This window comes from Burkholderia anthina (genome assembly GCF_902498995.1).
Lineage (GTDB): Bacteria > Pseudomonadota > Gammaproteobacteria > Burkholderiales > Burkholderiaceae > Burkholderia > Burkholderia anthina.
In genome coordinates, this window is sequence record NZ_CABVLY010000011.1 from 15973 (window position 1) to 40971 (window position 24999).

General features: G+C 68.1%; 18 protein-coding genes and 1 pseudogene. 9 read left to right on the forward strand and 10 right to left on the reverse strand.

Annotated elements, in window-relative coordinates; all coding sequences use genetic code 11:
* Positions 1-23 precede the first annotated feature (23 nt).
* A complete protein-coding gene (locus tag BME24068_RS15860; RefSeq protein WP_174926608.1) occupies positions 24-1031 on the forward strand; it encodes an alpha/beta fold hydrolase in 1008 nt (335 codons plus the stop codon).
* Here BME24068_RS15860 and BME24068_RS15865 read toward each other — a convergent pair.
* The 4 genes from BME24068_RS15865 to BME24068_RS15880 all read right to left on the reverse strand — a co-directional run bounded on the left by BME24068_RS15865 (position 1016) and on the right by BME24068_RS15880 (position 5400).
* The gene (locus BME24068_RS15865) at positions 1016-3307 is read right to left on the reverse strand and encodes a TonB-dependent receptor (RefSeq protein ID WP_174926609.1); all 2292 of its coding nucleotides are present in this window, start codon (positions 3305-3307) and stop codon (positions 1016-1018) included. The genes BME24068_RS15860 and BME24068_RS15865 overlap by 16 nt on opposite strands.
* A gap of 68 nt (positions 3308-3375) precedes the next feature.
* Complete coding sequence (locus BME24068_RS15870; protein WP_096508952.1) at positions 3376-3804, reverse strand: ExbD/TolR family protein; 429 nt, start codon at positions 3802-3804, stop codon at positions 3376-3378.
* Positions 3801-4520 (reverse strand): MotA/TolQ/ExbB proton channel family protein, encoded by a 720-nt coding sequence (locus BME24068_RS15875; protein ID WP_174926610.1) that lies wholly within the window; start codon positions 4518-4520, stop codon positions 3801-3803. The genes BME24068_RS15870 and BME24068_RS15875 overlap by 4 nt, the downstream gene beginning before the upstream one ends.
* Before the next feature lie 10 nt (positions 4521-4530).
* Positions 4531-5400: an energy transducer TonB gene (locus tag BME24068_RS15880; RefSeq protein ID WP_239007695.1), complete on the reverse strand. Its 870-nt coding sequence runs from the start codon at positions 5398-5400 to the stop codon at positions 4531-4533.
* A 634-nt stretch (positions 5401-6034) separates the two neighbouring features.
* On the opposite strand from BME24068_RS15880, the gene BME24068_RS15885 reads away from it, so the two are divergent.
* The 7 genes from BME24068_RS15885 to proP all read left to right on the forward strand — a co-directional run bounded on the left by BME24068_RS15885 (position 6035) and on the right by proP (position 16857).
* Positions 6035-7762, forward strand: a complete 1728-nt coding sequence (locus tag BME24068_RS15885) for a methanol/ethanol family PQQ-dependent dehydrogenase (protein WP_096509036.1) — start codon at positions 6035-6037, stop codon at positions 7760-7762.
* Positions 7763-7836: 74 nt separating this feature from the next.
* Positions 7837-9099, forward strand: a complete 1263-nt coding sequence (locus BME24068_RS15890) for a c-type cytochrome (RefSeq protein WP_174926611.1) — start codon at positions 7837-7839, stop codon at positions 9097-9099.
* A 71-nt stretch (positions 9100-9170) separates the two neighbouring features.
* On the forward strand, positions 9171-9494 hold the full coding sequence (locus BME24068_RS15895) for a high-potential iron-sulfur protein (RefSeq protein ID WP_174926612.1): 324 nt from the start codon (positions 9171-9173) through the stop codon (positions 9492-9494).
* A 16-nt stretch (positions 9495-9510) separates the two neighbouring features.
* The gene (locus BME24068_RS15900) at positions 9511-11367 is read left to right on the forward strand and encodes a sigma-70 family RNA polymerase sigma factor (RefSeq protein ID WP_174926720.1); all 1857 of its coding nucleotides are present in this window, start codon (positions 9511-9513) and stop codon (positions 11365-11367) included.
* Positions 11368-11624: 257 nt separating this feature from the next.
* Positions 11625-13619, forward strand: a complete 1995-nt coding sequence (gene acs, locus BME24068_RS15905; protein ID WP_174926613.1) for an acetate--CoA ligase — start codon at positions 11625-11627, stop codon at positions 13617-13619.
* Between the two features lie 223 nt (positions 13620-13842).
* Positions 13843-14910 carry a porin gene (locus BME24068_RS15910; RefSeq protein ID WP_174926614.1) on the forward strand — a complete coding sequence of 356 codons (1068 nt, stop codon included), beginning with the start codon at positions 13843-13845 and terminating at the stop codon, positions 14908-14910.
* A gap of 477 nt (positions 14911-15387) precedes the next feature.
* Positions 15388-16857: a glycine betaine/L-proline transporter ProP gene (proP, locus tag BME24068_RS15915; protein ID WP_174926615.1), complete on the forward strand. Its 1470-nt coding sequence runs from the start codon at positions 15388-15390 to the stop codon at positions 16855-16857.
* Positions 16858-16875: 18 nt separating this feature from the next.
* On the opposite strand, the gene BME24068_RS15920 is transcribed toward proP, so the two are convergent.
* The 4 genes from BME24068_RS15920 to BME24068_RS15935 form a co-directional block, all read right to left on the reverse strand.
* Positions 16876-17967 carry a lactonase family protein gene (locus BME24068_RS15920; RefSeq protein ID WP_420887518.1) on the reverse strand — a complete coding sequence of 364 codons (1092 nt, stop codon included), beginning with the start codon at positions 17965-17967 and terminating at the stop codon, positions 16876-16878.
* A gap of 109 nt (positions 17968-18076) precedes the next feature.
* Positions 18077-19429, reverse strand: a complete 1353-nt coding sequence (locus BME24068_RS15925; protein WP_096508613.1) for a TRAP transporter large permease — start codon at positions 19427-19429, stop codon at positions 18077-18079.
* A gap of 4 nt (positions 19430-19433) precedes the next feature.
* Positions 19434-20012, reverse strand: a complete 579-nt coding sequence (locus BME24068_RS15930) for a TRAP transporter small permease (protein WP_174926617.1) — start codon at positions 20010-20012, stop codon at positions 19434-19436.
* Positions 20009-20995: a TRAP transporter substrate-binding protein gene (locus BME24068_RS15935; protein ID WP_096508611.1), complete on the reverse strand. Its 987-nt coding sequence runs from the start codon at positions 20993-20995 to the stop codon at positions 20009-20011. The genes BME24068_RS15930 and BME24068_RS15935 overlap by 4 nt, the downstream gene beginning before the upstream one ends.
* A 398-nt stretch (positions 20996-21393) precedes the next feature.
* Between BME24068_RS15935 and BME24068_RS15940 the strand changes: the two are divergent.
* Positions 21394-21945: pseudogene (locus BME24068_RS15940) on the forward strand (glycosyl hydrolase family 28 protein); the annotation flags it as partial.
* A gap of 263 nt (positions 21946-22208) precedes the next feature.
* Here BME24068_RS15940 and BME24068_RS15945 read toward each other — a convergent pair.
* Positions 22209-22889 (reverse strand): GntR family transcriptional regulator, encoded by a 681-nt coding sequence (locus BME24068_RS15945; RefSeq protein ID WP_174926618.1) that lies wholly within the window; start codon positions 22887-22889, stop codon positions 22209-22211.
* A 199-nt stretch (positions 22890-23088) separates the two neighbouring features.
* Positions 23089-24468 (reverse strand): fosfomycin efflux MFS transporter AbaF, encoded by a 1380-nt coding sequence (abaF, locus tag BME24068_RS15950; RefSeq protein ID WP_275404968.1) that lies wholly within the window; start codon positions 24466-24468, stop codon positions 23089-23091.
* Positions 24469-24999 lie beyond the last annotated feature (531 nt).

Sequence of the window (24999 nt, forward strand, 5' to 3'; positions counted from 1 at the left end):
TTTCCCCTTCACGCCCGGCCGACATGACCCGACCATCCGAACCCCGCTCCGCTTCCGTTTCCAGCGCCCGGCCGCCGCGCCGCCTGTCCCGCGATGCGCACGCCATCGCGTGGACCGAAGCCGGCAACCCGCACGGCGCGCCGGTCGTCGTGCTGCACGGCGGCCCCGGCAGCGGCTGCCGTCCGGCGGTGCTGCGCCTGTTCGATCTCGCGCGGATGCGCGTCGTGCTGGTCGACCAGCGCGGCGCGGGCGCATCGACGCCGCGCGGCGGCCTGCGTCACAACGACACGATGCGGCTGATCGGCGACCTCGATGCGTTGCGCGCGCAACTGGGCATCGAACGCTGGGGCGTGGTCGGCGGATCGTGGGGCGCTTCCCTCGCGCTCGCGTACGCGGGACAGCATCCGTCGCGCGTCACCGGCGTCGTGCTGCGCGGCGTGTTCCTCACGTCGTCGCGCGAAGTGCGCGCGCTGTTCGTCGGCGCCCGCGCGCGGGCGCCGCGCGAATGGCTGCGCCTGACGGCCGCCGCCGGCACCACGCGCGCCGACCGGCTGATCGCCTGCTGCGCGCGGCATCTGCAACCAGGCGCCGGTCCGGCCCGGCAGCGCGCGATCGCGCTCGCATGGAACGCGTACGAAGACGCGATCCTGACCGGGCGGCCGGCACGCGGTGCGCGCCCCACGCACCGGACCGTCGACCGGCTGATCGACAAATACCGGATCCAGGCGCACTACCTGCAACGCGCGTGCTGGCTCGGCGAACGGCGGCTGCTCGCGCTCGCGCGACAGGCCGCACAGGCCGGCGTGCCGTTGCATGCCGTGCACGGCATGCGCGACCGCGTGTGCCCGGTCGGAAACGTCGAGCGTCTCGCGCGCGCCGTGCCGTCCGCCATCGTCGAGCGCGTGCCGGCCGGCCATCTCGCGAGCGACGGCGCGCTGGCGCGGGGCGTCGCTCGCGCCGTGCGCGAGATGCTGGCCGTCACGGCGGACATGCCGCCGCACGCCGGCTTGCACGCTCAATTCCACGCATAGCGCGCACCGATCCACGCACTGCGCGGCGCGCCCGGCCCGACGAACTGCTCGTTGACGGGGTTGAGTCCGTCGAACGAATGACCCGGCCCGTTGAAGAAGTTCTGGCCGAGCACCCCGAAGCTCGCGTACCGCTTGTCGAGCAGATTGGTGACCGACGCGAACAGTTGCAGGTGCTTCGAAACCTGCCACGTCGTATCGAGATCGATCAGGAAATAGCCGGGGATCTTGCCGTTCGCGTCCTGGTTGTTCTCGTCGCCGCGCGCGAACACGCCGCTGCGATACGTGATGTTGGTGCCGACGGTCCACTTCGGCGTCGCCGCATAGTCGAGCCGCAGCTTCACGGTGCTCGACGGAATGCCGGGAATCCGGTCGCCGGAATGAACGGTGATGTTGCCTTGCGCATCGGCGCTCGAATTGCTCGCACTGTTTTCGGTCCACGTCGAGCGGTAGCTGGCGTCGACGTAGCTGTAGCTCATGCCGATCCCGACCGGTCCGAGCCGCGTGTGTCCGGCGAGCTCGAAGCCTTGCCGGCGCGTCTTGCCGACGTTCTGGAAATAGCCCAGCGTGCTCGCGGCACCGTCGCTGCTGATGAACTGGATGTCGTCGTCGAGCGTCGTGCTGTACACCGCCGCGCTCCACGTCGTCGCGTTGCCCACGCGGCCGCGCGCACCCAGCTCGAACGTCTTCGCGATCACGGGCTTCAGCGCCGGGTCGGCAAGGAAGTCGTTCGGCAGCGAGCACGGCGCGGCGGGGTCGGCACATGCGAGTTCGATCGCGGTCGGCGAGCGCATCCCTTCGTTGTACGTCGCATAGGCGGTGAACCCCGGCACCGGATTCCACGTGAGCCCGACGGCCGGATTGAATCGCGAGAACGAATGGCGTGCGGTCAGTTGCGATTGCAGGCCGCTCACGTCCTCGATGGCCGCGCGCGCCCAGTTGTAGCGCCCGGCCAGCGTCACCGACCATTGCGGCGTCAGCGCCAGCGTGTCGTCGAAGTAGAAGCCGTAGTTTCCGTTGCGCGTTTTCGCGTGCGTCGTCTGCGTGAAATCGCCGATGCCGATCGTCGCGCGCGTATCCGTGAACGCGGCATCCTGCGACGACTGCTGGAAATCCGAGTTCGCGAGATCGGCCGACGCGCCCACCACGAACTGGTTGTCCATGCCGGCGAGCTTGCCGAGCAGGGTCAGTTGCAGGTTCGCGCCGAAGCTGTCGGTCGCGACCACCGATCGGTCGTTGGTGGCCTGTACGGTGCTGTCGTCGTCGTCGCTGCCGAAATCGTCGTTCACGTTGCTGCTGACGTTGGTGTTGCGGTAGTGCCGGTAGTAGAGGTTGCCGCTGAGCTGCACATGGTCGTTGAACGCGTGGTCGCCCGATACCGTCACATACGCGGCGCTGTTCTGATTCAGGTCGGGGTAGGTATAGGCCTGCGCGCGATTGTCGAGAAACGAGCGCGGAATCGTCTGCGTGCCCTGCAGCGAATTGTCCGCGCCGCCGGCCGAGATCGACAGCGTCGTATCGGCGTCCGTGTAGCGCAGCTTGCCGAAGCCCTGCCGCACGCGGCTGCCGTTGTGATCGGCCCAGCCGTTGTCGTTCGTGACGTTGCCGGTCACGTAGTAGTCGAGGTTGCTGCCGATGCGCCCGCCCTGCTCGATCTGCGCGATCTTGCGTCCCCACGAACCGACCGACACCTCCGCCGAGCCGCCCGGGCTCGTCTTGCCGTTCTTCGTCGTGATCGCCAGCGCGCCGCCGAGCGTGTTGAGCCCGTAGGTCGGGTTCGAACCGGGAATCAGCTGCATCGTGTCGATCGCCGCCTGCGGGATGAGATCCCAGTTCACGACGTCGCCGAACGGCTCGTTCACGCGCACGCCGTCGACGAATACCGACAGGCCCTGCGGCGTGCCGAGCACCGGCGACGCCGTGAAGCCACGGTAGTTCACGTCGGTCTGGTACGGATTGCCCTGTGCTTCGTTGATGGCGACGCTCGACACGTTCTTCTCGAAGAAGTCGGTCAATACGCTGCCGTGCTGGCGTTCGACGTCGCTGCCGCGAAACGTCTGCACGTTGGCCGGCACGCGCGACAGCGGCGTGCCGATACCCAGCAGCGGCGTCGTGCCGACGACGACGATCGGCGCGAGCGTCGTCGCGTCGGCGTTCGCCGCGGGCTCGACCTGTGCCGACGCGGGCGTCAGCCAGCCGCCGAGCATGCCGCCGAAGCACAGCGTGACGCCCGCGCGCCGGGCGACGAAGCGGCGCTTCGCCGCATCGGTTTCATTCATTTTCATGTCTCCTGTTTCGTTGTTGTTATCCGGCGCGTGGCCGGCAATCGATGCGACGGCCGACCGGTTCAGTGCGCCGTACCGCTTTCTCCATCGGCTGTCGCGATCGCGACGTGCGCGACGCGTGCGCGCCCGATCGACGCAATGACGGCGGCGACCGTGCCGAACGGCTCGTTGCGATCGGCATGCAGGCTGACGCTCGTGCGCGGATCGCGCGCGACGTGTCGCGCCAGCACGGCTTCGACGTCGGGCGGTGCGGTCGGCCGGCCGTCGACGTAGACCGCGCCGTGACTGTCGACGGTCACGATGACGGTCGCCGCATGCGTGTCGTGCGGCGCCGCGGCGGCCTTCGGCAAATCGACGCGAATCGCATGCGTCATCAGCGGCGCGGCAATCAGAAAAATCACCAGCAGGACGAGCACGACGTCGACGAGCGGCGTCACGTTGATTTCGCCGAGCGGCTCGCCCGCATCGGCATCGCGGCTATCGGGCTTCATACGGCCGCCCGGCGCGCGGCACCCGCGTTGCGGGCGTCCGGCATCGCGGCGTGCACCGGCGCGTCGGGCCGGAATTGCCGCTGCTCGGCCAGCGCGATCAGGTCCTGCCCGAACTCGTCGAGCGCGGCCGTCACGGTCTTGAGCCGTCGCAGGAACAGGTTGTACGCAAGGACGGCCGGAATCGCGACGCCGATGCCGACGCCGGTCGCGACCAGCGCCTGGCCGATCGGCCCCGCGATCGCGTCGATACCGTTGGTGCCCGACGCCGTCATCGATTGCAACGTGTGGACGATCCCGAACACCGTGCCGAACAGCCCGACGAACGGCGCGACGTTCGCGGTCGACGCGAGCACGGTGAGCCCGCGCTCGAGCGGGCGCTGCGCGCGGCGGATCTCGCGCGCGAGCGTGCGTTCGAGCAGGTCGCGGCGATCCCATGCGACGAGCGCGGCCGGGGCGTCCGGCTCGGCGGCGTCGAAGTCGCGCAGCGCCTGACACAGGGTGCGCTGCAGCCGCGCGTTCACGCTGGCGGCCGCATCGTCGTCCGTCGGCATCGCCAGTGCCGTGCGATCGCTCCGACGTGCGGCATAGCGGCGGTTGCCGAGCGCGATGCGCGCGTACAGCAGCGCCTTGGCAACGATCAGCGTCCACGTGAGCACCGACAGCATCGCGAGCAACGCGAACGCGCCCACCACTGCGTACTGGATGTAGTTCGACATGACGGATTCCTCAGTTTTCCAGCTTGAACACGACCGGCACCCTGACCCAGCCGTCGATCGATTCCGCGCCGCGTTTCGCCGGCACGAAGCGCCAGTCGGTCACGGCCGCGGCCGCTGCATCGTCGAGCGCGTCGTGTCCGCTGCTTGCCGCCAGCACGACCCGGTCGGGCCGCCCGTTCGCGAGCACGTGCACGTTCAGGAACGTGGTGCCTTCCCAGCCGCGCCGCTGGGCGACGTCCGGGTAATCGGGCGCGGGATTGTGCAGATAGGCCGCCGCGAAGCGCGGCGCGGTGACGGGCGCCGGTTCGGCCGCGGGCGGTGCGGCCGGCGACGCGCGGGCGGGCGCCGCCGGCACGGTATCGGCCGATGCGATCGCAGCGGCCGGCGACGCGGCCGCCGGTGCCGGTGCGGGGCGGGTGACGTCGCCGTCGGGCCGTTCGACCGCGGTGACGGACGATTGCACGGGCCTCGCGCGACCGGTGGGACGCGGTGCCTGCAAGCCCGGTCGAACGTCCCGATGTACGGCTACGTCACGACTCGCCTGTGCCGGCACCGGCGGCGCAGGCGTCACGGCATCCGTGCGATGTTGCACATCCGGCGCCGCATTCGGCGATTCGCTCGCATCGACTTCGACTGCGAGCGCGCGAGGCAGCGTCGATCGCATCTCGAATGCGGCCGCATGCCAGAGCGCAACGAGGATCGCCGAATGCGCGACGAATACCGTCAGCGCAACGGTCTTCAGCGATTCGCGCGAACGCGCCGCATGCGGCGCCGCGATCGTCGCCGCACGCGAACCGGCCGGCGCCATGCCGTACGCCAGCGCGATCAGACGGCGACGGTCCGACCGGCGAACGGCATCGGACGAAATCGGAGCATTCATGACGGTCTCTCGCTGCACGGAATCGTTTCCCGTTCCGAACGGCAAGAAACATGCCGATGCGCACATCGCCCGTGCGGACAACGGGCCGGCGCATCCGCCCGACGGCGCGACGCCGCGTACCTGTTGCAGTTCGTGCCAACCCTGTTGCACCTTGTGTCAATTTGGATCAACGGCACGGCGCGCGCGCCGCGGGGCACGCGATGCGCTCCGATCGACCGCGCATTCGGGCACGCATCGTCCGTTGCATCGGCGAGTCGCACTGCCCTCCGCAATCCGGGCCCGCCCATCGACGACGCTCGCCTTCCCGCCATCGCGGGCCGACGCGTTCGACGAGGCGCACGCCGCGGTTCGCCGCTCGCCGCCGGTCATCTCGCCACCGCATCGCCCGCGCACTGTCGTGTTTCGCAACACTGCGCCCGCGACTGTCCCCGAACGCAACAGGCGCGGATCACCCGCGACGCCGCGCACATCCCGCCCTGGCGCGCGCAATCCGCCGCTGCGCGTTGCGCGGCGGGGCGCGCGCGGCAATGGCATGCGATTTGCGTGACTGGCTGCGCACTGGATCCGGAACACCACCCTGCCGGCCCGGCCGCGTGTTGGCCGCGGTGCGACCACAATGACTCAGGAGACAACCATGAAGAAAGTCCCGGCTTTGACGAGCCGACTGGCAACGATCGGCATCGCGGTGGCGGCCGCCCTCGTCTTGAATCCCGGCCTGGTGGATGCCGCCGCGGATTATCCGGCCGTCACGTACCAGCGGCTCACGGATGCGCAGCGCGATCCGGGCTGGCTGACCTACTACCGCACGTACAACGGCCAGGCGCATTCGCCGCTCAAGCAGATCGACACGTCGAACGTGAAGCAGCTGACGCAGGCGTGGAGCTACAAGTTTCCCGCCGAACTGAAGCAGGGCTTCGAAGCCACGCCGATCGTCAACGGCCGCTATCTGTTCGTGACGACGCCGAAGGACAACGTCTACGCGTTCGATGCAACCACCGGCGCGCAACTGTGGAAATTCGAGCCGAAGCTCGGGCCGGAGTCGTTCAAGACGGCCTGCTGCGACGTCGTGAACCGCGGCGTGGCGCTGTACGGCAAGAACGTCTACGTCGCGATGCTGAGCGGCGAAGTCGCCGCGCTCGACGCGCAGACCGGCGCGCTCGTGTGGAAGAAGCAGATGTTCGAACCGGGCCTCGGCTATGCGTTCTCGCTCGCCCCGCTCGCACTCGACGGCGCGATCGTCGTCGGCAGCTCGGGCGGCGAGTACGGCGCGCGCGGCTTCATCGCCGCGCTCAGCCCGAACGACGGCACGCTGCTGTGGAAGCGCTTCACGATCCCCGGCCAGGGCGAGAAGCACGGCGACACCTGGCCCGACGGGATGCAGGCGCACGGCGGCGCGCCGGCGTGGCTGACCGGCACCTACGATGCGGCGACCCGCACGCTGTACTGGGGCGTCGGCAACCCGGGGCCGTGGCTCGCGGATCTGCGCCCGGGCGACAACCTGTACTCCGATTCGCTGCTCGCGCTGAACCCGAAGAACGGCGACCTGAAGTGGCACTACCAGTACACGAAGCACGACACCTGGGACTATGACGGCGTCAACACGCCGGTGCTCGCGACGATCACGTACAAGGGCAAGGAGCACGACGCGATCCTCCACGCGGACCGCAACGGCTACTTCCACGCGATCGACCGCGATACCGGCAAGCTGATCTATGCGGAGCCGTTCGTGAAGGCGACGTCGGTCACCGGCTACACGGAAGACGGCGCGCCGATCCAGGATCCCGCGAAGTATCCGAAGGTCGGCACGACGATCGACACGTGCCCGAGCTTCCTCGGCGGCAAGAACTGGTGGTCCGTGTCGTACGACCCCGAACACCATCTCGCGATCGTGCCGTCGCTGCATGCGTGCATGAGCCTGTCCGGCAAGTCGGTCAACTACATGGAAGGGCTGCCGTATCTCGGCGAAGGCTTCGAGATCAAGCCGGAGCCGGGCAGCGAAGGCTACGGCGAACTGCAGGCGATCGACGTCAACACCGGCAAGAAGGTATGGAGCCACTGGAGCAAGCTGCCGTGGAACGGCGGCGTCGCGACGACCGCGGGCGGCCTCGCGTTCAGCGGCTCGCTCGACGGCCACCTGTACGCGTTCGACGTGTCGACCGGCAAGGTGCTGTGGGAGAGCCCGCAGCTCGCGAGCGGGATCATCGCGCAGCCGTCGGTGTTTGAAGTCGACGGCAAGGAGTACGTAGCAGTCCTGGCAGGCTACGGCGGCGCGAACCCGATCTGGGGCGGCCCGATGGCCAAGGCGGCGGACGACGTGCCGCGCGGCGGCACGCTGTACGTGTTCGCCCTGAACCGCGGCTGATCGACGTCCGGTCGACCGCATTGCGCCCGCGCCGACGGCGCGGGCGCCTCCCCGTTTCCAACCGAGCGACGATCATGAACCTTCGACTTTCCCGCCTCGCCGTGGCCTGTGCGCTCGCGGCGGGCACGGCGCTGACCCCGGCGCTGTCCACGGCCGCGACGCCGGTGCGTATCTGCTCGCTGCCCGGCACGCCGACGGCCGCACTCGACAAGGCCGTCGCCCGCGACGTGTTCCGCACGGCCGGCGTCGCCGCCACCTTTTCCGCACACGACGCCGGCGGCAGCGACGACGACGGCGTCTCCGCACACGAACTCGCGGGCATCCTCGAACGCGATTGCGACGTGCTCGCGGGCTTCCCGCGCTCGGCGATCGCCGACGCATCCGACACGAAGCTGCTGTTCTCGCAGGGCTACCTGCGTTCGGGCTACGTCAGCGTCACGCGCCGCGACGCGGGCGCACCGCCGGCCGGCCGCGAAATCGTCGCGGCGACCTACGCGAGCCCCGCGCAACTGATCGCGGTCCAGCAGAAGGACGCGCGCTTCGATCTCGAGAATACGTCCGAGCAAACGGTCGACGCGGTCGCCCGCGGCCGCGCGCATCGCGCGATCGTCTGGTATCCGGCCGTCGTCGCGTATCAGGCCGCGCATCCGAAGCAGACGTTCCGCGTCGGCGCGACGTCGTCTCCGTATGCGGACTGGCAGCTCACGTTTGCATTCGCGCCGCGCTCGGCTGCGTTGCAGCAGCGGATCGACGCAACGCTCACGCAGATGAAGCACGACGGCCGGCTCGCGGCGCTGACCCGCAAGTGGGCGCTGCCCGGCAGTGCGCTCGAAGCGCACGAGTCGCGCGTGCCGTCGCGCTTCGCCGACGGCGCGATGGCAGCCGGCCTGCACGCGCCCGGCGGCCTGCTGCGCGCGCGCAACCTGCCCGCCGGCGGCAGCTTCATCCGCGTCGCGGCGAGCACCGGCGGCGACGCGGCCCCTGCATTCGACGCCGCACAGGCCGCCCACGGCAAGGCGATCTACGGCAATGCGTGCGCGAAATGCCACGGCGCCGACCTCGAAGGCAATACCGCGCCCGCGTTGAGCGGTCCGTCGTTCGCGCCGCTGTCGCACTCGCACCTGACGATCGGCGGCGTGTTCGGCTACATGGCGACCAACATGCCCGCCGACCAGCCCGGCAAGCTGAAAGACGACGACTACGCGGACCTGATGGCCTTCCTGCTCGCGTCGAACGGCTATGTCGCCGGCAACGGCAAGCTGACGGCCGATACCGCGCGCGCCTCGACCGCGCCGCTCATCGCGGGCCCCGCCGCGCACAAGGACGCGAGCCAGTAATCCCCCGGGCAAGCGGCCCCGCCACGCGACGCGGGCCGCGCCCTTCCCCACGATTTCATCTTCACCAGGAAATGACCGTGACGCACCCCACCTCCCGCAGAACCTTCATCGTCAACACCCTCGGCCTGTGCGCGGCGCTCGCTGCCTCGCGTGCGGCACTCGCGGCGCCGCCGCTCGTCGACGAAAACGACGCCGCCGCGAAGACGCTCGGCTATCGCGCCCGTGCATCGAGCGTCGACACCGCGAAGTTCCCGAAATACCAGGCCGGCGAGCGCTGCGCGAATTGCCGCTTCTACAAGGGCGAAGCGGCCGATGCGAGCGGCACGTGCCCGATGTTCGGCGGCAAGTCGGTGGCGGCGGACGGCTGGTGCAACGTGTATGCGAAGCGCGCGTGACGCATCGCGCGACGGGATGCCGGCGCGGCACGCACCGGCGCCCGTCGTCACGCCCGACGACGGTTCGCTGCCGCATGCCGTCGCGCATCTGCATGCGCTGATCGCGACCGGCCTCGCGCGCGGCTTCGTCACACGCGGCGACATCATCGACGCACTGCCCGACGATGACGCGAACGACAGCGGCATCGACGCGGCCGCCGCGGTGCTCGGCGAACTCGGCATCGCGGTGTGCGACCGCGCCGATACCGCGAGCGGCTGGACGCTCGAACGCTACTTCCGGCCCGTGCGCGCATGGGCCGACGGTGCCGGCACGCTCGCCGCGGCCGACCTGCTCGCGCCGCGCACGACCGATCCGGTCCGGCTGTATCTGCGCGAGATGGGCACGACGCCGCTCCTCACGCGCAACGAGGAATTCGCGTACGCGCAGCGGATCGAACGCGGCCGCGCGGCGTCGGCCGCGGTGCTGTGCGGCGATCCGGATGCGCTCGATGCGCTGATGTCGATTCGCCGCGAGATCGCCGAACGCCGGAGCGCCGCGTCGACCTATGTGATCTTTCTCGCCGACGGGCCGCGCGACGATGCGCTGTCTGCCGGCGCCGCAACGGAGGAATCGTCCGGCTCCAACGCCGAACCCTCGCACCAGGACGACGATGACGCGCAGGCGCGGCAGGACGATTCCGCGTGGCGCGCCGCGGTCGTCGCGCGGCTCGCCCGCATCGACGCGCTCGTGGACGGCATGCGCGCGGCGCTGGCGTCCGGCGGCACCGCTTCCGCCGCGTATCGCTCGCCCGTACGCGACGCCGCGGCGCTGCTCGGCACATTGCGCCTGTCCGCGCGCGCGCTCGAGCGGATGAGCGAGCCGTTGCGCGACCGCGCACGCCGGCACCGTGCCTTGCGCGGCCGGCTGGAACGCATGCTGGGCGACGTCGGCGTCCCGCCGTCGTTCGCGCGGTCGGACGACGACGACCACCTCGGCTGGCTCGCGTCGTGCATTGCCGCGCATCCCGCCTGCGGGCCGGCGCTGACGCGACGGGCGGCCGACTTCGTCGACGCACGCGACGCGATCGTGCGCGACGCGGCTGCATCGGCACTGCCGCCGCGTGCGACCGCGTCGCTCGATGCGCGTCTCGCGGTCATCGAACGCGCGATGCAGCCGGCGCGCACGGGGCTCTTCGATGCGAATCTCCGGCTGGTCGTGTCGATCGCGAAGCGCTACCCCGATCGCGGCCTGCCGTTCGCCGACCTGATCCAGGAAGGCAACATCGGGCTGCTGAAAGCCATCGAGCGCTACGACTACCGGCGCGGCTTCCGGTTTTCGACCTACGCGACGTGGTGGATCCGGCAGGCGATCACGCATGCGCTCGCCGACCTCGGGCGCACGATCCGCGTGCCGACCCACACGGTCGACGCGCTCAACAAGCTGAAGCGGCTCGCGCGCGACCATCGGCAGCGCTCGGGCGCGACCGCGACGCCGGCGGAACTCGCCGTGCACATGGGCGAGCCGGTCGACAAAGTCCGCGACCTGATGGCGATCGTGAAGGAGCCGATGTCGACCGACGTGCCGGTGTCGCCGGACGGCGAGATGACCTTCGTCGACGTCGTGCCGGACCCGGCGATGCCGTCGCCCGAAGACGCCGCCGGTGCCGCGCAGTTGCGCGATGCCGTCGCGTGCGCGATCGACCGGCTGCCGCCGCGCGAAGCGATGGTCCTGCGGCTGCGCTACGGGCTGCATGCGGGCGAGGGATGCTCGCTGCGCGACATCGGCCGCCATCTGAACCTGTCCGCCGAACGCGTGCGTCAGATCGAGGCGTCGGCGCTCGACCGTCTTCGCGCGTCGGACGCGTTCGGCGTGCTCCGGTCGTTCATCGCGTAGCGCGCGTGCGGCCGGCGGCGCGGGCAACGCACGTCGCGCGTTGCCCGCCGTGTTGACGCCTGCAACACCGCTGCTGCATTTCGACGCAACGCGCGCGGCGGCGACGACGCCCGATATTCCCTCCTCCAATGCTTTGTAGTCCGGATCGAACGATGAAAACCGCGAAAGGACGGCGCTGACGCCGTTCCGGCCGGATACCGGCACGCGATTGGCATGCAAGTTGCGTTTCGACAGGCAAGCCACAACCCGCGATTTTCATGGAGAACACCTTGACCGCCATCGTATCGATCCTTCAGGAACGCCGGATCTTCGAACCGACGGCCGACACGCGCGAGCGCGCAAACATTTCCGGCATGCCGGCCTACCAGGCGCTGGCCGCCGAAGCCGAGCGCGATTACGAAGGCTTCTGGGCGCGTCTCGCACGCGAAGGCCTCAGCTGGCACAAGCCGTTCACCCAGGTGCTCGACGAGCGCGACGCACCGTTCTACAAGTGGTTCGACGACGGCGAGCTCAACGCGTCGTACAACTGCCTCGACCGCCACGTCGAAGCCGGCAACGGCCAGCGCGTCGCGGTGATCTTCGAGGCCGACGACGGCACCGTCACGCGCGTCACCTATGCCGACCTCCTCGCGCGCGTGTCGCGCTTCGCCAATGCGCTGAAGAAACGCGGGATCGCCAAGGGCGACCGCGTCGTCATCTACATGCCGATGTCGATCGAAGGCATCGTCGCGATGCAGGCCTGCGCGCGCATCGGCGCGACGCACTCGGTCGTGTTCGGCGGCTTCTCCGCGAAATCGCTGAACGAGCGGCTCGTCGACGTCGGCGCCGTCGCGCTCGTCACCGCCGACGAACAGGCGCGCGGCGGCAAGACGCTGCCGCTCAAGAGCATCGCCGACGAAGCCATCGCGATGGGCGGCTGCGAAGCCGTCAAGAGCGTGATCGTCTATCGCCGCACCGGCGGCAAGATCGACTGGCACGCCGAGCGCGACCTGTGGATGCACGCGCTGGCGGACGCCGAGTCCGACACCTGCGCGCCGGAATGGGTCGGCGCCGAGCATCCGCTGTTCATCCTGTATACGTCGGGCTCGACCGGCAAGCCGAAGGGCGTGCAGCACAGCACGGGCGGCTACCTGCTGTGGGCCGCGCAGACGATGAAGTGGACCTTCGACTGGAAACCCGACGACGTGTTCTGGTGCACGGCCGACATCGGCTGGGTCACCGGCCACACGTACATCACGTACGGCCCGCTCGCATGCGGCGGCACGCAGGTGGTGTTCGAGGGCGTGCCGACCTGGCCGGACGCCGGCCGCTTCTGGAAGATGATCGGCGACCACAAGGTCACGGTGTTCTACACCGCGCCAACCGCGATCCGTTCGCTGATCAAGGCCGCCGAGGCCGACGACAAGGTCCACCCGAAGAGCAACGACCTGTCGAGCCTGCGCATCATCGGCACGGTCGGCGAGCCGATCAATCCGGAAGCGTGGATGTGGTACCACAAGCACGTCGGCCAGGAACGCTGCCCGATCGTCGACACGTGGTGGCAGACCGAAACCGGCGGCCACATGATCACGCCGCTGCCGGGCGCGACGCCGACGGTGCCGGGCTCGTGCACGCTGCCGCTGCCGGGCATCATGGCGGCGGTGGTCGACGAGACGGGCCAGGACGTGCCGAACGGGCAAGGCGGCATCCTCGTCGTCAAGCGCCCGTGGCCGGCGATGATCCGCACGATCTGGGGCGACCCGGAGCGCTTCAGGAAGAGCTACTACCCCGAGGAGCTCGGCGGACGGCTGTATCTGGCCGGCGACGGCACCGTGCGCGACAAGGACACCGGCTACTTCACGATCATGGGCCGGATCGACGACGTGCTGAACGTGTCGGGCCACCGGCTCGGCACGATGGAGATCGAGTCGGCGCTGGTGTCGCACGAACTGGTTGCCGAAGCGGCGGTGGTCGGGCGCCCGGACGACACGACGGGCGAGGCGGTGGTCGCGTTCGTGGTGCTGAAGCGTTCGCGTCCGGAAGGCGAGGAGGCCGCGGCGCTCGCGAAGTCGTTGCGCGACTGGGTCGGCAAGCAGATCGGGCCGATCGCGAAGCCGAAGGACATCCGCTTCGGCGACAACCTGCCGAAGACGCGCTCGGGCAAGATCATGCGGCGCCTGCTGCGCTCGCTCGCGAAGGGCGAGGCGATCACGCAGGACACCTCCACGCTCGAGAACCCGGCGATCCTCGACCAGCTTGGCCGCTCGCTCTGACCGGAGAAGCTGGCTTCACCCCACATCTTCGACGCACGCGCGTTCCGGCATCCATCCCCGCCATGAACGCGCCTCACGCGGCCGCTACCCGACCGCGCACGTGCGTCCCGCCGCGCCCCCACCCCGCGTGCGCGGCCCGCGCGCCGGACACCGCCACGCGGGCGTCCGTCGCATCCCCTGTTCGATGCATCGACGTACAACAACACAACACTGGAGACACTCAATGAAAAGCAGAATCGTGATCGGTTGCACCGCGCTGGCAGGCGCGCTGGCCAGTACCAGCGGCTTCGCGCAAAGCAGCGTGACGCTGTACGGCAACCTCGACGCCGCCGTGCTGTATACGAGCAAGACGCTCGACGCCGCCACCGGCGGGAACGCGGGCCATCAGTTCGCGATGACCGACACCGGCATGACGCCGACGACGTTCGGGATGACCGGCACCGAGGATCTCGGCGGCGGCCTCAAGGCCCGGTTCCAGCTCGAAAGCGGCTTTGCCGTCACCAACGGCGCGTTCGCCCATTCGAACGGCAACTTCTTCGGCCGCCAGGCGTGGGTCGGGCTCGACGGCGGCTTCGGCACGGTCAAGGCCGGCGTGCAGTACTCGCCGTTCCTGCTCGCGATCTTCGATTCGGACCCGCGCAGCTTCTCGCACTTCGGCAGCGGGCTGGTCAACTACGTCGACAACGTGCTCGTGACGGGCCTGTTCAACCCGAACGCCGTGTCGTATACGAGCCCGACGATCGCCGGCCTCACCGGCAGCGCGATGATCGCGCTCGGCGGCAAGGCCGGCGACTTCCAGGCCGGCCGCCAGTACTCGGCGAGCCTCAAGTACGAGCATGGCGGCTTCATGATCAACGCCGCGTTCTACGACGGCAACGACGGCACCGACCCGACGCCGACGCCGAGCACCGTCGCGTTCGTCGGGCGCACGATCGGCGCCGCGTACCGGTTCGGCCCGGTCACCGCGAAGGCGTCGTTCGCGAGCTACAAGGTCGGCGGCTCGTTCAGCAGCAACGTCTACGGCGGCGGCCTCGACTACCAGGCGACGCCGGCCGTCGACGTGAACGGCGGCGTGTGGTTCACGAGCGATCGCAACGACACGGCCAATCACTCGCTGCTCGCGGCCGTCGGCGCGAGCTACAACCTGTCGAAAGCGACCGCGCTCTACGCACAGGTCGCGATGGTCAACAACCACGGTGCGATGGATACCGGGCTCGGGATCACCAACGCGCTTTACGCGGTCACCGGAACGACCGTCGGCGCGAACGTCGGGATCCGCCACATGTTCTGATGCACGAGCGGCGGCGGTTGTGTCGAACCGTCGTCGCTCTGCATTCGCACTCCGAATCGTTTTCCGTCCGGATTCACGGCGACTTTCGCACCATGTGAATCCGCGTTCATCCCATCGTTCCGCGTGAATGCCGCACGCGCCACATCGTGCGGCGGTCATGCTCGTCCCGGCCCGGTATAGACCACTCGCGCCACTGCCCGGACCGCGGGATGCGCGCCTGCCCCTGCCGCGCGGCGGGTTGTCCCGCTGCGCCAACCGTGTCGTTTACGACCGGTTTCCGGGCGCATGACCGATAGCCGGCTCCGCCCGTTTCTCTACACTGCTTCACACCAACACACTCGCCGGATGTCGCGTGCTGCGTGCCGCATCCTCGACATCACGGCGATCCAGAGACAACCGCCTTCGTCCCCGACGGTCCTGCGGCCTGCGCGCCGCACACCTGCCGTCCGGCGGCGACGGCCCTGCCAGGAGCATTCCTTGAGTTCATCGCACGCGTACGCCGCGAAAGCCCGGTCTTCACGCAAGGCCCTCAAGCTGGATGACATCACGATCGTCGATTCCGCCGTCCTCAAGCGCGCGGTCGGGGCGATGGCGTTCGGCAATGCGATGGAATGGTTCGACTTCGGCGTCTACAGCTACATCGCCGTCACGCTCGGCAAGGTGTTCTTCCCGTCCGGCAGCCCGTCCGCGCAGTTGCTCGCGACCTTCGGCACGTTCGCGGCCGCGTTCCTCGTGCGCCCGCTCGGCGGCATGGTGTTCGGCCCGCTCGGCGACCGCATCGGCCGCCAGCGCGTGCTCGCCGCGACGATGATCATGATGGCCGTCGGCACCTTCGCGATCGGCCTGATCCCCAGCTACGCATCGATCGGCATCATGGCGCCCGTGCTGCTGCTCGTCGCCCGTCTCGTGCAGGGCTTCTCGACCGGCGGCGAATACGGCGGCGCCGCCACCTTCATCGCCGAATTCTCGACCGACAGGCGCCGCGGCTTCATGGGCAGCTTCCTCGAGTTCGGCACGCTGATCGGCTACACGCTCGGCGCGGCGACCGTCGCGGTGCTGACGGCGACGCTGTCGCAGGAAGCGCTGCTGTCATGGGGCTGGCGCGTGCCGTTCTTCATCGCGGGCCCGCTCGGCCTCGTGGGCCTGTACGTGCGGCTCAAGCTCGAGGAAACGCCGGCGTTCAAGAAGGAAGCGGAAGCACGCGAGGCGGACGAACGATCGCGCCCGAAACAGTCGTTCGGCACGCTGCTCGTCGAACAGTGGCGGCCGCTGCTCCAGTGCGTCGGGCTCGTGCTGATCTTCAACGTGACCGACTACATGGCGCTGTCGTACCTGCCGAACTACCTGTCCGCGACGCTGCACTTCAACGAAACGCACGGACTCTTCATGGTGCTGCTCGTGATGGTGCTGATGATGCCGATGACGCTCTACGCGGGGCATCTGTCGGACCGGCTCGGCCGCAAGCCGGTGATGATGTTCGGCTGCGTCGGGCTGCTGGTGCTGTCGGTGCCGGCGCTGCTGCTGATCCGCACCGGCGGGATGCTGCCCGTGTTCGGCGGGATGCTGATCTACGGCACGCTGCTGTCGACCTTCACCGGCGTGATGCCGTCGGCGCTGCCCGCCCTCTTCCCGACGCGGATCCGCTACGGCGCGCTCGCGATCGGCTTCAACGTGTCGGTGTCGCTGTTCGGCGGCACGACGCCGCTCGTCACCGCGTGGCTCGTCGATCGCACCGGCGACCTGATGATGCCGGCCTACTACCTGATGGGGGCGTCGTTCATCGGCATCGTGTCGGTGCTCGCGCTGCGCGAGTCGGCCCGCCGGCCGCTGCCCGGTTCCGCGCCGTGTGTCGGAAGCCGCGCGGAAGCGCAGGACCTGATTCGCCGCGGCGCCGACGAGGGCCGCGTGCGCGAGCGCAAGCTCACGCCGATCGGCGAACGCGCGTAACCCGTGCCGCACCGGCCGTCAGTTCGTCCCGTCGTACGTGACGATCTCGACCCAGTTCGCGCCCTTGCCGACCGGATACTTGCCGATCGCGTCGAGTTGCCCGGTGCTCCGGTCGATCCGGTACACCGCGAGCGTCGGCGACAGTTGCCCGGCCGCGAGCAGATACCGGCCCGACGGATCGATCGCGAAGCCGCGCGGCTGCTGCTCGGTCGCGAACGTGCCGATGCGCGTCAGCCTGCCTGACGCTGCGTCGACACGATATGCCGCGAGCGTGCTCGACGTGCGCTCCGACGCATAGAGGAACGCACCGTCCGGCGTCAAATGCAGATCCGCGCCCCACGGTTTGTCGCCGTGAAAATCCGGCGGCAGGATCGACACGGTCTGGACCGGCCGCGCATCGGCATCGCCGTGCGACAGCGCGATCACGTGCAGCTTGCCGTCGAGCTCGTCGATCAGATACGCGAACCGCCCGTTCGACGAAAACACGAAATGGCGCGGCCCCGACTTCTCCGGCAGCCGGTACGCGGGCTCGGCCGTGTCGGTCAGCGTGCCGTGCGCTGCATCGAACGGCAGACGCAGCCACGCATCGGCGCCGAGCACCGACGCGAACGCATAACGGCCGTCCGGCGATTGCCGGATCGCGTGCGCCATCGGGCCGGTCCCGATCGTCTGCTGCACGTCGCCCGCGACGCCGTTCGCGCCGATCCGGTTCACCGCCAGCAGATTGCCGCCGTACGACGCGGAGAACAGGTAGCGGCCCGACGCATCGGTCGACACGTAGGCCATGCTTTCCGCGAGCGGCGCGCGGCCCAGCTCGATCAGCCGCCCGTCGAGCGGATTGATCGCGAAGCTGACGACGCGATACGGCGTCGAGCGCAGCGCCGCATACAGCCGATGATGATCGGGCGACAGCGCCATCGGCATCACGGTGCCGCCGACCGGCACGGTCTCGATCGCGCGCAGCGCGCCGTTCGACGTGTCGACGCCGAACACCGAGATGTCGCGGCTGTCGCTGTTGGAGACGTACGCATACGTCGCGGCGTGCGCGGCCGATGCGGCCAGCGCGAATGCGGCGGCCGCGGCGGCGCGCCGAAGTGTCTTCATGTTCATGGCGTTCGAGGTCGGGAAATGACGCGGCACATGTGATTGCGGCGCCGAACGACGCGAGTCGTCCGGCGCCGCGGCGGGTCATGCAAACGATCAGTACACCGGCAAGCGATCAGTACACCGCGTGACCGCTGATGAGGCTCGGCAGCCAGGTCGAGAAGAACGGCAGATACGTGACGATGTTGATCGCGCTGAAGATCGCGAGGTAGTAAGGCCACGCCATCTTCGTCGTCTCGCCGATCGACACGTTGCCGATCGCGCAGCCGACGAACTGCACGGAGCCGATCGGCGGGTGCACGAGGCCGAGCGAGCAGTTCAGCAGCAGCATGATCCCGAACTGCACCGGCCCGACGCCGCACGCCATCGCGATCGGCAGGAACAGCGGCGTCGTGATCAGGATGTGCGCGGCCATGTCGACGAACGTGCCGAGGAACACCTGGATGACGTTGATGTACAGCAGCATCAGCCACGGCGCGGCGGTCGACTGCTTCAGCAGCCCTTCGATCGCATCCGGAATCTCCAGGTACGACATCTGGAAACGCAGCATGTTGGACACGGCGATCAGCAGCAGCACGACGCCCGTCGTACGCGCCGCATGCGACAGCGCGCGGCGCAGCTTCTCGACGGTCAGCGTGCGGTACACGAACGCGGTCAGCACGAGCGAATACACCACCGCGATCGCAGCCGCTTCGGTCGCCGTCGCAATCCCTTTCGCCACGCACACGAGGATGATCGCGATCACCATCAGCCCCGGCACCGCGCCGACGAAGCTGCGCAGCACCGCGTACCAGCCCGGGAACAGCGGCAGCGCCGACGAGCCGTCCTCACGGCGCGGATAGCCGTGGCGCACGGCCTGCCAGTACGCGGCGGCGAGCACGAAGCCCATCACCCACAACACCGGCAGCAACCCGGAGAACAGCAGGTCGCCGATCGACACGCCGCTCACCTGCTCGCCGTGCAGCAGCCCCGTGATCCCCTGCGCGGCGAACGCGTAGATGATCATGTTGGTCGACGTCGGCATCAGCGCGCCGGCGAGCGACGCATGGGTCGTCACGTTGACCGCGTAGGCCGCGCTGTAGCCTTCGCGCTTCATCAGCGGAATCACCACGCCGCCCATCGCCGACGTATCGGCGGTCGGCGAGCCCGACACGCCGCCGAACAGCGTGCACGCGACGACGTTGGCCATCCCGAGACCGCCGCGGAAATGGCCAACGGTCGCCTGCGCGAAACGCAGGATCCGGTCCGCGATGCCGCCGTGCAGCATCAGCTCGCCGGAGAAGATGAAGAACGGCACCGCGAGGAACGAGAACGCGTTCATCCCCGAGATCATCGACTGCATCGCGGTTGCGATCGGCAGCCCTTCGACCATATAGGTCAGCACGCATGCCAGCCCGAGCCCGAACGAAACGGGCACGCCGAGCACGAGGAATATCAGAAAACTGACGGACAGAATCGCGAGTTCCATGGCGTTATTGTCCCGGCGGAGAGCGACGAAGCGCGAGCAGGTGCTCGAGCGAGAAGAGGATGATGGCGATCGCCGCGGGAATCGTGATCAGGTAGCGCACGCCTTCGGGCAGCCCGATGATCGGAATGCGGTCGCCCATCGTCTCGGCGGCCATGCTGCCGCAGCCGACGATGATCGCGATCGCGAACGCGATCAGGCTCAGGTGCTGGATCGCGATCACCGCCGTGCGCGGGCCCGCCGACAGACGCCGCACGAGCGAGTCGAGGCCGATATGGCCGCCGTCGCGCACCTTCATCGCCGCGCCGAACATCGCGATCACGATCACCAGCAACAACGCGATCGGCTCGACGAAGTCGGGGGCGTTCTCGAACACGTAGCGCATCACGACCGCATAGAACACCAGCAGCGTGAGCGCCGCGAGACACAGCGACGCGATCACGGCCAGCGCGCGGAACAGCAGGTCGTTCACGCAGCGCAAGCGCGGCGCGGCCGCGCGCGGGCGGCACGGTGCCGCCCCGTCCGCGGCGGCCGCGTCCGGAGAGCCCACGGCCGCCGCGCCGTTCAGGGAAGTGCGACGGGTCACTTGGTCGCCTCGATCTCGTCGACGATCTGCTTCATCTGCGGCGTCTTTTCATACTTGCTCCACAGCGGCTGCATCGCCTTCACGAACGCCGCGCGGTCGATCTGCGCGGCCGGCACGATCTTCGCGCCGCCCTTCGTCACCGTCTGCTGCGCCGAGGCCTCGCGCGCCGTCCACAGCTTCTGGTAGTACGGCACCGAATCGGCCGCGGCCTTGCGGATCGCCGTCTGCTCCTGCGGCGACAGCGTGTCCCAGATCTTCTTCGAGAACACCAGCACTTCCGGCGTCATCGCGTGTTCCGTCTCCGAGTAGTCGGGCGCCACTTCGTAGTGCTTGGTTTCTTCGTACGACGGCATGTTGTTTTCCGCTGCGTCGACGAGGCCCGTCTTCAGGCCCGTGTACACCTCGGCGAACGGCATCGGCGTCGGCGTGCCGCCCATCGCCTTGATTTCGTCGACCATCAGGTCGGACGGTTGCACGCGCACCTTCAGCCCCTTCATGTCGGCCGGCGAGCGCACCGGGCGCTTCGCGTAGATCGAGCGCGCGCCGCTCTCGTAGAACGTCAGCGCGATCATCCCCTTCGCCGAGAACGCGTCGAGGATCTTCTGGCCGGCCGGGCCGTACATCGCCTTGCGGAAATGATCGATGTCGCGGAACAGGAACGGGAACGACGGGATCAGCGACTCCGGCACGATCTCGTTGAACGACGCACCGTTCACGCGCGCCATGTCGATCGCGCCGATCCGCACCTGGTCGACCGTGTCCTTCTCCGAGCCGAGCGCGCTGTTGCCGAACACCTTGATCGAGTCCTTGCCGCCCGTCATCTTCGACAGCTCGTCGCCCATGTACTTGACCGCCATGTTGGTCGGGAAGTTGTCGCCGTGCACGTCCGCCGAGCGGAACACGCGGGCATGGGCGGAGGCCGCGAAGCCGGCCATCAGCGCGACGGCCAGTGCAGTACGGGAGCGGGTGAATCGGTGTTTCATCGTCAGTCTCCTTGATGGTTGCTCGTTGTTTCGCGGCGATCGTGGCGCCCTCCGCAAGCGTCGGTGCCCGGCCTTTCGTCTCATCACAGTCATACGTTGTATGACGTGTCGCTGGAAATGTACGTCGGTTAATCGTTTAACTCACTTGGTGCATACCCCTATAACGGCTTCTGAAACGGGTTTACAGCCGTTCAAGGGGAAAAGCGTTCTCTGTTTAGTGGATAGCCGGCGAAACGTTTTCCGGAAATAGGTTCGTATTTGAATCGACGCGCCGCAGTGTCGTTTTCCCGACGCCAACCGCCATCTTTCGTTTTCATTTCCATAGTCATAGGATGACTGACTACAAAGTCGCCACGGCCCCACAACGCCACGAGCGTGTGCCGATCGAGCGCATCGCGGTTCAGGTCTACGACAATTCGTTCCGGGATTCGGAGGAAGGATTGCGGATCAAGTCCGACTATGCGCGCGGCGGCGAGGTGAGCAACATCCACTACTCGGACATCTGCATCCGCGACGCGAAGAACGCGTTGCTGTTCACGCCGTACTACAGCACCAAGGCCGTGCCGGCCGGCGGGCCGCTGTATCCGGACTTCCATGACATCTCGATCGCCCACGTCGTGATCATGGGCACGGCGGGCGTGAAGCTGCAGGGGTTCGAAGCGAATACCGGCGGCTACGGCGAACCGGCGTTCCCGCTCGTGATGTCGCTCACCGACGTGGTGGCCGATACGCCCGACGGCATCTCGACGATCGCATCCGACGCGAACCTCACGCTGCGCAACGTGAACCTGCCGGTGTTCGCGTCGACCGCGAACCGCGTCGTCGTGAACGGCACCGCGACCCGCCCGATCGATCCGGCCAGCGTGCTCGACTGCAGCAAGGCGTTCGTCGACTTCCCGGGCATCGATCAGTCGAACCCGTTCGGCTCGACGTGGGTGCCGTCGTTGTAACGACGATACGACGACCCCGGTTTCCTGCGTTCGTGCGGGGGATCGGGGGCGGGGTTGCGAGCGCACCGCGCTTGCGCGATTCCGTCACGCGGGCCGACGACGGCTCGCGTGACGTCGCGGCGAGCACGCATGATGCGTGCTCGCCGCGATACGCGAATCGTGAAAGGAGGGGTGCGATGCAGAACATCGGAACGTCGGCGCGACAGCGTCAGCGCGGCAATCGACCACGGCAGGTTTGCGCCGCGCGGTGCGCGGCAACGATGTCAGCGACCGACGCGCCGGTCCCGCAAAAACGCATTCAACTCGCCGCCCGCATGCTCGATATGCCGTTTCAGCAGCGATGCCGCCGTACGCGTATCGCCCTTGCGGCACAACGCGACCAGTTCGGCGTGCTCGGATTCCGCGACGTCGCGCGCGGCTTCGGACAGCGACAGTTGCACACGCGTGTAGCGGTCCGTCTGCTGCAGCAGCGACGCGACGATCGCGGCCGTCTTCGGCTGGTCGGCGCGCGACAGCAGCAGATGATGGAGTTCGGTGTTCAGTTCGCCCCAGCGCCCGGACTGGCTCGCGTGCAGCACGGCGCTGTATTCCTCGAGGATCGCGTCGAGCCGCGCGAAATCGTCGACGGTCAGCTTCGGAATGGATTTTTTCAGCAGCACGGGCTCCAGCAACGCGCGCAGCTCGAACAGTTCGGTGATGTCCTCCGGGGACAGCTCCGACACGATCGCGCCCTTGTGCGGCAGGATCTTCACGAGCCCCTCGCTCTCGAGCTGCACCAGCGCTTCGCGCAGCGGGATGCGGCTGATGCCCAGTTCGGTGGCCAGCGCATCCTGGCGCAGTTGATAGCCGTCGACATACTCTCCCGTCAGAATGCGGCGGCGCAATTCGTTCGCCGCGGCTTCGGCGCGGGTGGCGTAGACAAGAGCTGGGCGTTTCTCGTTCATGTTGCGGTTCGGGCTGGGGATGGCGGTCAGGCAAGCGGCGACGGATATTGCATATTTTCTACAATATTAGCAGAGCGCCCCTGCCGCCGAGCGCCGACGGCAGGATATCTCGACGCAGCGCCGCGCTTGCGCCGCTCCATCGAAAAAGCCACCCGCGCGGGTGGCTTCCATGCATGCGCGCCGGTTTCGGCCGCCGCAATCACGCACGCGTGCGCCGATTGGCCTCGGCATCGACCTCACGCAGCGACTTCCCCCGCGTTTCCTTCGCGAGCCCCACGCACACGATCGAGATCGCCGCCGCCGCGACCAGATAAAGCGCGATCGGCGTCGACGAATGATAGCGATCCAGCAGCGACAGCCCGATCAGCGGCGCGAGCGAGCCGGCCATCAGCGGCGCGACCTGGTAGCACAGCGACAGCGCGGTATAGCGCACGTTGGTCGGAAACATCTCCGTCATCAGCGCCGAATACGGCGAGTACGTCATCGATTCGATGAACAGGCCCAGCACGATCGCGGCCATGATGATCCAGTCGTTGCCGGTGTCCATCATCGGGAACGCGACGAAGCCCCAGCCGGCGGTCAGCACGGCGCCCGTCAGGTACACCGGCTTGCGGCCGACCAGGTCGGACATCAGCCCCATCAGCGGGATGAAGATGAAGTGGATCGCGTTGGCCGCGAACATCAGCTTCAGGATCCGCGTGGTGTCGAAGCCGACGACCAGCTTCAGATAAGTCAGCGAGAACGTGACGACCATGTAGTACAGGATGTTCTCGGCAAAACGCGCGCCGATGCCGATCAGCACCTGACGCCAGTGATACTTCAGCACGTGAACCACGCCGAGCTGCTTTTCCTGCTTCTTCTCGCGGCGCGCCTGCGCTTCCTTGAAGATCGGCGCATCGTCGACCTTGCGGCGAATCCAGAAGCCGATCAGCACCACCACCGCCGAGAACCAGAACGCCGCGCGCCAGCCCCATGACAGGAAGTCGGCCTCCGACAGCGCGCTCGACAGCACCAGCAGGATGATGGTGGCGACCAGGTTGCCGGCCGGCACGCCGGCTTGCGGCCAGCTGGCCCAGTAGCCGCGGCGGTTGTCGGGGCTGTGTTCGCTGACCAGCAGGATCGCGCCGCCCCATTCGCCGCCGAACGCGAAGCCCTGGATCAGGCGCAGCGTGACCAGCAGCGCCGGCGCCCAGTAGCCGATCGAATCGAAGGTCGGCAGGCACCCCATCAGGAAGGTCGTGATGCCGACCACGACCAGGCTCACCTGCAGCAGATATTTGCGGCCGAACTTGTCGCCGTAGTAACCGAACACCAGCCCGCCGATGGGACGCGCGGCGAAGCCCACCGCATAAAGTGCGAACGCGGCGAGCAGGCCGTCGATCGGGTTGCCCGTCTTCTTGAAGAAGTGCGTGCCGAACACCAGTGCCGACGCCGTTCCATACAGGAAGAACTCGTACCACTCCGCCACCGAGCCGACCATCGACGCCGCGACGACCCGCTTCAATTCCCGCTTCGACGCCGCGTCCTGCACGCCGGTTGCGTTACCTGGCGAGACTGCCTCGCCGACCTGACTTGTCATCTCCGTATCTCCTCTCGTTATCTTCCATTTCCCTTGACGGGGCGGTTCGCAAGTAAGCGCGCCGAAAGATTTTATACAATATTCAATACACGATCCACGAAATCTCAAAAATGCTTTCGGCGGAAATGCGACGCGGCGGGCGGCGTTTGGCGAACGGGCTGGAAGCTGTCGGACGGAATGATTTTTGTCGGAGGAGAACACGGCGGGAATCGGTTTCGAGAGCGCCGGCCGGGCTTCGAAGGCCGTCGGGCGAGCGCGGAAGCGCCGGGAGAGGCATCGCCCCGCTTCGCCGGGATTCACCCGCGATCCCCGCCGGAGGCCGCTGCGCCGCGATTCGCCGCCCTTCCACATGCCCGGAACGGCCACCTTCGTCACGCCCTTTTTATTTTATATTGTATAAAATATGCGAACTGGCTAGAATGACCTCGTCGATGGCTGACTCTCGGGCGAAACCGGAGGCAACGTTTCGGCACCGAGGCAAACAAGAGGTGGCCAACCGCCGTCCCGATCACGCGGACGAAACGGCAGGCG

What these genes read in the sequence shown, in the direction of transcription:
- BME24068_RS15860 (WP_174926608.1), top strand. Translation starts at nt 24, where the DNA reads ATGACCCGACCATCCGAACCCCGCTCCGCTTCCGTTTCCAGCGCCCGG.
- BME24068_RS15865 (WP_174926609.1), bottom strand. Translation starts at nt 3,307, where the DNA reads ATGAATGAAACCGATGCGGCGAAGCGCCGCTTCGTCGCCCGGCGCGCG.
- BME24068_RS15870 (WP_096508952.1), bottom strand. Translation starts at nt 3,804, where the DNA reads ATGAAGCCCGATAGCCGCGATGCCGATGCGGGCGAGCCGCTCGGCGAA.
- BME24068_RS15875 (WP_174926610.1), bottom strand. Translation starts at nt 4,520, where the DNA reads ATGTCGAACTACATCCAGTACGCAGTGGTGGGCGCGTTCGCGTTGCTC.
- BME24068_RS15880 (WP_239007695.1), bottom strand. Translation starts at nt 5,400, where the DNA reads ATGAATGCTCCGATTTCGTCCGATGCCGTTCGCCGGTCGGACCGTCGC.
- BME24068_RS15885 (WP_096509036.1), top strand. Translation starts at nt 6,035, where the DNA reads ATGAAGAAAGTCCCGGCTTTGACGAGCCGACTGGCAACGATCGGCATC.
- BME24068_RS15890 (WP_174926611.1), top strand. Translation starts at nt 7,837, where the DNA reads ATGAACCTTCGACTTTCCCGCCTCGCCGTGGCCTGTGCGCTCGCGGCG.
- BME24068_RS15895 (WP_174926612.1), top strand. Translation starts at nt 9,171, where the DNA reads ATGACCGTGACGCACCCCACCTCCCGCAGAACCTTCATCGTCAACACC.
- BME24068_RS15900 (WP_174926720.1), top strand. Translation starts at nt 9,511, where the DNA reads ATGCCGGCGCGGCACGCACCGGCGCCCGTCGTCACGCCCGACGACGGT.
- acs (WP_174926613.1), top strand. Translation starts at nt 11,625, where the DNA reads ATGGAGAACACCTTGACCGCCATCGTATCGATCCTTCAGGAACGCCGG.
- BME24068_RS15910 (WP_174926614.1), top strand. Translation starts at nt 13,843, where the DNA reads ATGAAAAGCAGAATCGTGATCGGTTGCACCGCGCTGGCAGGCGCGCTG.
- BME24068_RS15920 (WP_420887518.1), bottom strand. Translation starts at nt 17,967, where the DNA reads ATGAACATGAAGACACTTCGGCGCGCCGCCGCGGCCGCCGCATTCGCG.
- BME24068_RS15925 (WP_096508613.1), bottom strand. Translation starts at nt 19,429, where the DNA reads ATGGAACTCGCGATTCTGTCCGTCAGTTTTCTGATATTCCTCGTGCTC.
- BME24068_RS15935 (WP_096508611.1), bottom strand. Translation starts at nt 20,995, where the DNA reads ATGAAACACCGATTCACCCGCTCCCGTACTGCACTGGCCGTCGCGCTG.
- BME24068_RS15945 (WP_174926618.1), bottom strand. Translation starts at nt 22,889, where the DNA reads ATGAACGAGAAACGCCCAGCTCTTGTCTACGCCACCCGCGCCGAAGCC.
- abaF (WP_275404968.1), bottom strand. Translation starts at nt 24,468, where the DNA reads ATGACAAGTCAGGTCGGCGAGGCAGTCTCGCCAGGTAACGCAACCGGC.